The organism is Hoeflea sp. (assembly GCF_039975035.1).
Classification (GTDB): Bacteria; Pseudomonadota; Alphaproteobacteria; order Rhizobiales; family Rhizobiaceae; genus Hoeflea.
This window is the reverse complement of record NZ_JBDWHW010000122.1, coordinates 1-7,503: the sequence shown is the minus strand read 5'-3', so window position 1 is coordinate 7,503 and position 7,503 is coordinate 1. Positions and strand designations below refer to the sequence as shown.

The following is a 7,503-nucleotide window of genomic DNA, read 5'->3' as shown; positions in this document are numbered from 1 at the left end:
CGATTGCGGCCTTTGCCTTTCTTGGCGGTCTGATCCTGAATGTCATGCCCTGTGTTCTGCCTGTCCTGTCCATCAACCTCACATCGCTTCTCAATCATGGAAACAAGCCAGCGCACGAGGTCCGGAATGGGTTCCTGATGTCGGCGCTTGGCGTTCTGGTGTTCATGTGGGCCCTCGCCGCAATCATTCTGGTTCTGCAATCCGTCGGCGTCACCGTTGGGTGGGGCCTGCAATTCCAAAGCCCTGTTTTCCTGACCGTCATGTTTCTGGTGCTTGCCGTGTTCTCTGCCAATCTGTTCGGGGTGTTCGAAGTTTCATTGCCCTCCGGGTTGCAGTCACGGCTGGCCAGATCAAGCGGTCGCGACGGGTATGGCGGAGATTTTGCAACAGGCGCCTTCGCGGCGGTGCTGGCCACGCCCTGCTCGGCCCCGTTTTTGGGGACAGCGGTTGCCTTTGCCCTGTCCGGGCGCCCGATTGATGTCATTCTCGTTTTCACGGCTCTGGGGCTTGGGCTCTCCCTGCCCTATCTGGTTCTGGCGGGGAAGCCTGGTCTGGTCCGGTTGTTGCCCAGGCCGGGACGTTGGATGGTTGTCGTCAAATGGGTGCTTGCCGGTCTTCTGGCCGGGACCGCGATCTGGCTGCTCTGGGTACTGATAGGGGTGGCGGGTGGCCGGGTGGCCATGACCGTGCTGCTTATGACGAGCCTTTTCATTCTTCTCGCAACAATACGTTTGCCGGGCAGATTGACGCGCCCGACAGCGCTGGTGGTGGTTGCTGTTCTCAGCCTTCTGGTGCCGACGGCGCTGACAATCCCGCCGCAGACGAGAGCGGTGGGCCAGGACTGGGTCGCGTTCGATCGCTCCGAGATACCGAAACTGGTGTCGCAGGGAAAAACCGTCTTTGTCGACGTGACCGCAGACTGGTGCCTGACGTGCAAGGCCAACAAGACGCTGGTGCTGGACCGTGCGCCCGTGGTCGACCAACTGCGGGGTGATAATGTCGTTGCGATGCGGGCAGACTGGACTAGGCCCAGCACTGACATTTCCCGGTATCTGGAAAGCCACAACAGGTTTGGCATCCCGTTCAACATCGTCTACGGGCCAAACGCGCCAGACGGGATCATCCTGTCCGAGGTTCTGACGTCCGAGGCCGTTCTCGACGCGCTGAGCAGGGCTGCACTTGGCGACCCTGTGACCGCTTTGAAAACGGATGGTTAGGCCTAAAAGAGGCCCATCGCACGCGCCGACATCCAGACGCCCATGAATATCATCATCAGGTTTTCGGTCAGGGACACGAAACCCAGCGGCACGTTTGAACCGCCGCCCACGCAGGCGCACTTGATCTCGCGCTTATCGATGTAGACGGCCTTGAAAACTGAAGCCGCTCCGACCGTACCGATGAACAGTGCAACAGGCGCGCTGATCCAGACCAAGGCACCGGCGACCATGAGAATACCGGCAAGTGCTTCGCCGAAGGGATAGACATAGCCATAGCGCACCCATTTCTGGGCAAGCAGATCGTAGTTCAGAAACATCGTGGAAAACGTCTCGACGTCCTGCAGTTTTTGAACAGCAAGAAAGCTCATCGAGATCGCGATGAACCACTCGAATGCCCGCAGCGTCAGGATCGAACCGTAAAACGCCCAACTGAGACCAAGCGCCATAAGGAATGCGACCGCGAATATCGCAATGACGGGTTGATAAGTCGTCTCGTCGTCATCCTTTACGTCCTGGCCGAAAAATTCCCTCAGCGCGTCATAGCCACCAATTCTTTCATTGCCGATAAAGGTCTGCGGAGTCGTTTCGACACCGTGTTCTTCCATGAAAGCATCCGTTTCCTCGCGGGTGTTCAGAGGCCGGTCCTCAATCGAATACCCCTCCCGCTCAAGCAGGTCCTTCGATTTTCAGCCCATAGGGACAAACATGCTCCTCCATCACCATTCGGTACAAAACCGCCGTCTTCGGGGTGGATTTTGCCTCTCTCGTCATGACGCGTTCCTTTAAATCCTTTAACCGTTGCAGGTCCAATACCCGGTAAATCCGACAGTCAGAGGCGTCTCTCCCGTCAATTCAAACAGCAGGGTGGCGTCTTCACCGTCCGCGTCACCCGGCGCCAGCGTGAATTGGCCACCATCGGCAGACAGGACGCCACCGGACGTCACTGTGTCTTGCGACGTGAAGTTGACCAGCGATCCGGATATCTTGGCGACGCCGTTCCCCGCCCCGTCCGTGACCAGAATGGGATCGGCGTTCACGGCGCGAATGAAACGGCATTGTCCGTCGGACCCCAGTGCGCGTGTTATTTCTTCGGCTTTGAGCGGTGCAGGACGGATTCCGGCAATCACCGGGGTTGCAATCGCTTCTTGAAGCCCCTCCATTTCAGCCGGACCGTCCGCTTCACCAAGTGGCCATTCAGGACCGGCTTCGCCATTTGCCTCAATGTCATCTATGAGGAAACGCATTTCGGAAATTTCGCGGTTTTGCGCCGTCACAATTTCCGAAGCCAGCGCCTCGACCCTTGGATCTGTCAGCTCGGCCCGTTCGCTTGTCATGATCGCAATGGAGTGGTGCGGAATCATCGCGCTCATCCAGCTTTCGTCCTGAATGGTCTCCTGGCTTCTCACGAGCCAGAGCGCGCCGGCGAACATCACGACAGACCCGAGAATGATCGCGGCGTTGACGCCCTTGTTCTTGTACATGTTCAACATGAAAAGGAGCATCACGGTCGCCATCGTCGCGCCCATGATGAACGTCATGTAAAATCGGGTTTCGCTCCAGTAGACATGTTCGAAGGAGTACGAGTTGATGTACATCAGGCCGAACATGATCGCAGTCGATGTGCCGACCATCGCCAGAAACCGGCCATAGGATGAACCTGAATGGCCTCCCGAATGTGCTGCACCTTCACTTGAACGGGTGTCGGACCCGCCACGAGATTTCCCGATCGCATCTTCAGACATCTGATCTCTCCATCATGGATTCTATTTGTGGAGGAACAACATTCCAGCGCTGGAGGGTTTCAAGACGATATATCGAAACGGCATGAAACCCCATAAATGTCTGGCCCAGGCATCGTGCGTTACGGGTCTTTGGCCAGATCTTTCAGGATTGGACAATCGGGGCGGTGATCGCCCTGGCAGGCGTCAACGAGGTGAGCCAGGGTCTCTCGCATCGACTTGAGCTGGGCGATTTTTTCGTCAACGGCGGCCAGATGCTCTTGAGCGACAGCCTTGACCTGTGCACTTTCCCGCGTCTCATCTTCATAGAGATCAAGCAGCGTGCGGCAGTCTTCGATCGAGAACCCGAACGTCCTGGCGCGACCGAGAAATGCGAGCTTGTGGATGTCGCTGTCGCGAAAGGCGCGATAGCCGTTGTCGCTGCGCAAAGGCCGGACAAGGCCGATGTCTTCGTAGTAGCGGATTGTCTTCGCTGGCAAACCCGCGCGTTCTGATACTTCTCCGATGTTCACACCTGTCTCCTATTCTGCGGGCTGCGTTGCGAATTTCGTCTCCGCGTCGTGGGGCGGATCCTGTTCCGACATCGTCGCCTTGATCCGTCGCAGCCGCAGCGCGTTGGTCAGAACCGACACGGAGGACAGCGCCATGGCCCCGGCGGCAAACACCGGCGACAGGAGCAATCCAAAGGCCGGGTAAAGCGCGCCCGCCGCCACAGGGATCAGCGCGACGTTATAGCCAAAGGCCCAGATAAGGTTCTGCCGTATGTTGCGCATGGTCTTGCGCGACACGTCGATGGCATTCACCACGCCGCGCAGGTCGCCCGACATCAACACCACGTCGGCGCTTTCGATTGCGACATCCGTGCCGGTTCCGATGGCGATGCCGACATCGGCATGGGCCAGCGCTGGCGCGTCGTTGATGCCGTCTCCGACAAAGGCGATCTTGCTGTTCCCTTGCCGCAATTCGTCCAGGGCGGCGACTTTTCCATCCGGCAACACCCCTGCAATGACATGGTCGATCCCGACCTCGCGGGCGATGGCATCTGCCGTGGCCTTCTTGTCTCCGGTGATCATCGCGACCTTGATCCCTCGATCATGCAGAGCTGCGATCACTTCGGCGCTGGAGGATTTGACCGGGTCTGCCACGGCAATCACGGCCGCCAGGGATCCGTCCACCGCAGCATAAAGCGCGGTGCGTCCCTTTTCGGCCAAGGCCCTTTCGCGGTCTTCCAGCGGGCTGGTGTCAATGCCCTGCTGCACCATGAAGCGATCCGCACCGACATGAACCTTGCGGCCCTGGACAAGCGCCTCGACACCGTAGCCGGTCACGGACCGGAATTCCGTCGCATCGGGCCAGGACAGGCCTTCGCTCTTTGCGGACTGCACAATGGCCTCTGCCACCGGGTGCTCAGACTGCGCCTCGACAGATGCGATGAGGGCGAGTGTCTCTGCCCGGTCAAAGCCGTCGGCCGTGATGAGGTCTGTCAAACTGGGTTGCCCTTGCGTGACCGTCCCGGTCTTGTCCAATGCGACAACGCCAACTTCATCCAGATGTTGCAGCGCATCTCCCTTGCGGAAGAACACCCCCATCTCAGCCGCGCGTCCTGTCCCCACCATGATCGAGGTGGGCGTGGCCAACCCCATGGCGCAGGGGCACGCAATGATCAGAACGGAGACACCCGCCACAAGCGCAAAGGTCAGAGCCGGATCGGGACCGACCAGCAGCCAGACAACCACAGTCGCAAGCGCCAGAACCAGAACGGCAGGCACGAACCACATGGTCACGCGATCCACTAGGCCTTGGATCGGCAGCTTGGCCCCCTGAGCATCTTCGACCATGCGGATAATCTGCGCCAGCGTGGTATCCGCCCCGACTCGCGTCGCCGTTATGGTCAGGCTCCCGGTGCCGTTCACCGTGCCGCCGGTCACCGGTTCGCCAGCAGCCTTTGGCACGGCGAGGGGTTCACCGGTGATCATGCTTTCATCGACGTTGCTTGATCCTTCTGTGACCTCGCCATCGACAGGCAGCCTTTCACCGGGACGCACGAGGATCTGATCGCCGATCCGCAGTTCCTTGATGTCAACCTCGGTCGCCTGCCCGTCACGCAGGACCCTGGCTGTCTTTGCCTGCAGACCAAGAAGGGCCTGAATGGCTGCACCGGTCTTGCCCTTGGCCCGCGCTTCAAGCCAGCGACCCAACAAGATCAGAACGACAATAACCGCCGCTGCTTCGAAATAGACGGCGCGCACACCGTCAGGCAGCACCTGAGGCAGGAAGGTCGCGACTACGGAATAAGTCCACGCCGCCCCGGTTCCCAGTGCGACAAGGCTGTTCATATCCGGGGCACGCTTGATCAACGCCGGAATGCCCTTCGCAAAGAACCCCCAACCCGGTCCGAAAAGAACCACCGTGGCAAGCGCGAATTGGATCAGCCATGACGTTTGAATGCCGATTGTGCTCTCAATCAGGCCCTCAAAGCCGGGTATGGTATGTTTTCCCATTTCCAGAACGAACACCGGCACGGTCAGGATCGCGGCAAGGATGACACGGCGCGCCAGCGCGTCGGCTTCTTCTGCCTTGCGGTCCGATCGGTCCTCGTGCGCATCGCTCTGCGCAATCTCGGCCGGGTACCCCGCCTCCGTACTGATCCGGGCAATCTTTTCCGGGGTGATGGCATCTGGCAGATACTCTACCACAGCCGTTTCGGTTGCCAGATTGACCGCCGCATTCAATACGCCGGGTGTCCGTACAAGCGCCTTTTCAACCCGACCGACACAGGACGCGCAGGACATGGCGTCTACGTTCAATGTTACGCGCCCCGTCCGTGCCGGGTATCCGGCGTTCGAGAGGGCCGTGACCGCCACGCCCGTGGTGGCCGGATTATCCATCTGAAATTGAGCCGTTTCGTTCACAAGGTTGACACTGACGTTCGAAAGGCCCGGAACCTCGTTCAAAGCCTTCTCAACCCTGCCCACACAAGACGCACAGTTCATGCCGGAAACGGATAGACGTATCGTATTGGGGTCGGTCATGAGGGCCTCCTCGGTTGAACTTACCCTGATATAGGGCTTCCAGTTGCTGGAAGCTCAAGAGAGTATCTAATTTTTTTTGATATTTGCTTGACCTTCCTCCCGATGGAACGACCAAGTCTGAGGTTGTACCAAAAATGGAGGCCTTCATGATTTTTTCCGTCCCGAAAATGAGCTGTGGACACTGCACATCCGCTATAGAAAGCGGCATCAAGGCAAAGGATCCATCAGCCGTTGTCACGGCCGATCTGGACCTTCGCCTTGTCACTGTCCAAAGCACATTGGAACAGGCGACCGTGCGGCAAGCCATCGCTGACGCTGGCTACGACGCTTCAGCCGCGTAGGATTGTCCTTATTCGGCGGCCCGTGCCTGATCGACAAGCTCGATCATCTGGTCCGCCTGGATCAGGCCCGGCGCAAGACTGTCGCCGATCACAAATGAAGGTGTGCCACTGAACCCCAGAGATTGCGCAAGCCGCATGGAAGTCTGTATGTGTTCTTCGATTTCCGGTCCGTTCATGTCGCGACGCAACTGTGCAACATCGAGGCCGATGTCTTCCGCAGTGCGGAGAATCGATGCTTCCTCTGCGCGTTCCTTCAGTTGCATCATGGCCCAATGAAACTCTTCATATTTGCCCTGGTTTCGGGACGCCAGCGCCGCGCGGGCGGCAAAAACCGACCCGTCCCCCAGAATGGGCCATTCCCGGTAAACGACCCTGACGTTGGGATCAGCAGCGAGCAGGGCCTCCATTTCAGGTTTAACCCGGCGGCAATAGGGGCAGTTGGAGTCGAAGAATTCGACAACCGTGACATCGCCATCCGGATTGCCCAGAACGGGCGCATTGGGATCATTTTCAAGCGTGGCTTTTTCCGTATCGAAAACCTGCGCTGCGGCTTGCGCCTGCAACGCCTGCTGTTGCTGTTCGAACAACTGCGCGGCCTCGAACACGATGCCCGGATTCTCGCGGATGGCTTCCAGCACCAGTTCCTTGATCCGGTCTTCGTCCATGCCGTCTGCAATCGCAGCGATCGGAAGCATTAACAGTGCGGTGGTAGCCAAGAATCTTTTCATTATCCGTCTCCTTGTGAGGCAATATCCTGGGCCGTGCGCTCGGCTTGCGTGGCGCGTTCACGCTCCGGCCATGTTGACTTGATGTATGCGAGGATGTCCCAGATTTCCCCGTCGCTCAGTTGGTCGCCGAAACCGGGCATGCCGCTGTTGAAGTCAACGCCTTGCGCCGCGAGAACCTCGGCGCCCCCCAGCTTGGTGTAGGCGAACAGCATGCTGTCCGCGTGGTGCCAAGTGTGGCCGCTTGCATCATGCGGCGGTGCGGGCAGGCTTCCGTCATCACGCGGACTGCGCCAGTTTTCTTCACCTTCCAGATTTGCGCCATGGCACGCGGCGCAATTTTCGGCATAGAGGACTTCGCCCGCGGCCACATCGGCTGAGGAGTTGATGAGGTTTTCCGCCGTATGGTCGGTTCCGCCGGACCGGGTCCACAGGAATATGGTAGCCAC

7 protein-coding genes and 1 pseudogene are annotated in these 7,503 nt (G+C 58.9%); 2 read left to right on the top strand and 6 right to left on the bottom strand.

All coding sequences use genetic code 11. The features are described 5' to 3' along the window. A partial coding sequence (locus ABJN75_RS10435) for a thioredoxin family protein (protein ID WP_348439415.1) occupies positions 1-1,217 on the top strand: 1,217 nt, incomplete at its 5' end. Between the two features lie 2 nt (positions 1,218-1,219). On the opposite strand, the pseudogene ABJN75_RS10430 reads toward ABJN75_RS10435, so the two are convergent. The 4 genes and pseudogenes from ABJN75_RS10430 to ABJN75_RS10415 all read right to left on the bottom strand — a co-directional run bounded on the left by ABJN75_RS10430 (position 1,220) and on the right by ABJN75_RS10415 (position 5,988). Then, positions 1,220-1,988: pseudogene (locus ABJN75_RS10430) on the bottom strand (MauE/DoxX family redox-associated membrane protein). A gap of 20 nt (positions 1,989-2,008) precedes the next feature. Continuing rightward, positions 2,009-2,959: a DUF305 domain-containing protein gene (locus ABJN75_RS10425; RefSeq protein WP_050686576.1), complete on the bottom strand. Its 951-nt coding sequence runs from the start codon at positions 2,957-2,959 to the stop codon at positions 2,009-2,011. 119 nt (positions 2,960-3,078) lie between these two features. Beyond that, positions 3,079-3,468 (bottom strand): Cu(I)-responsive transcriptional regulator, encoded by a 390-nt coding sequence (cueR, locus tag ABJN75_RS10420; protein WP_005619161.1) that lies wholly within the window; start codon positions 3,466-3,468, stop codon positions 3,079-3,081. 9 nt (positions 3,469-3,477) lie between these two features. Beyond that, a complete protein-coding gene (locus ABJN75_RS10415) occupies positions 3,478-5,988 on the bottom strand; it encodes a heavy metal translocating P-type ATPase (RefSeq protein WP_043847201.1) in 2,511 nt (836 codons plus the stop codon). 134 nt (positions 5,989-6,122) lie between these two features. Between ABJN75_RS10415 and ABJN75_RS10410 the strand changes: the two genes are divergently transcribed. After that, on the top strand, positions 6,123-6,329 hold the full coding sequence (locus ABJN75_RS10410) for a heavy-metal-associated domain-containing protein (protein WP_081285560.1): 207 nt from the start codon (positions 6,123-6,125) through the stop codon (positions 6,327-6,329). Positions 6,330-6,337: 8 nt separating this feature from the next. On the opposite strand, the gene ABJN75_RS10405 is transcribed toward ABJN75_RS10410, so the two are convergent. Further along, positions 6,338-7,057: a DsbA family protein gene (locus ABJN75_RS10405; protein WP_348439410.1), complete on the bottom strand. Its 720-nt coding sequence runs from the start codon at positions 7,055-7,057 to the stop codon at positions 6,338-6,340. Then, positions 7,057-7,503: c-type cytochrome (locus ABJN75_RS10400; RefSeq protein ID WP_348439408.1), on the bottom strand; the 447-nt coding region annotated here is incomplete at its 5' end. The genes ABJN75_RS10400 and ABJN75_RS10405, both read right to left, overlap by 1 nt.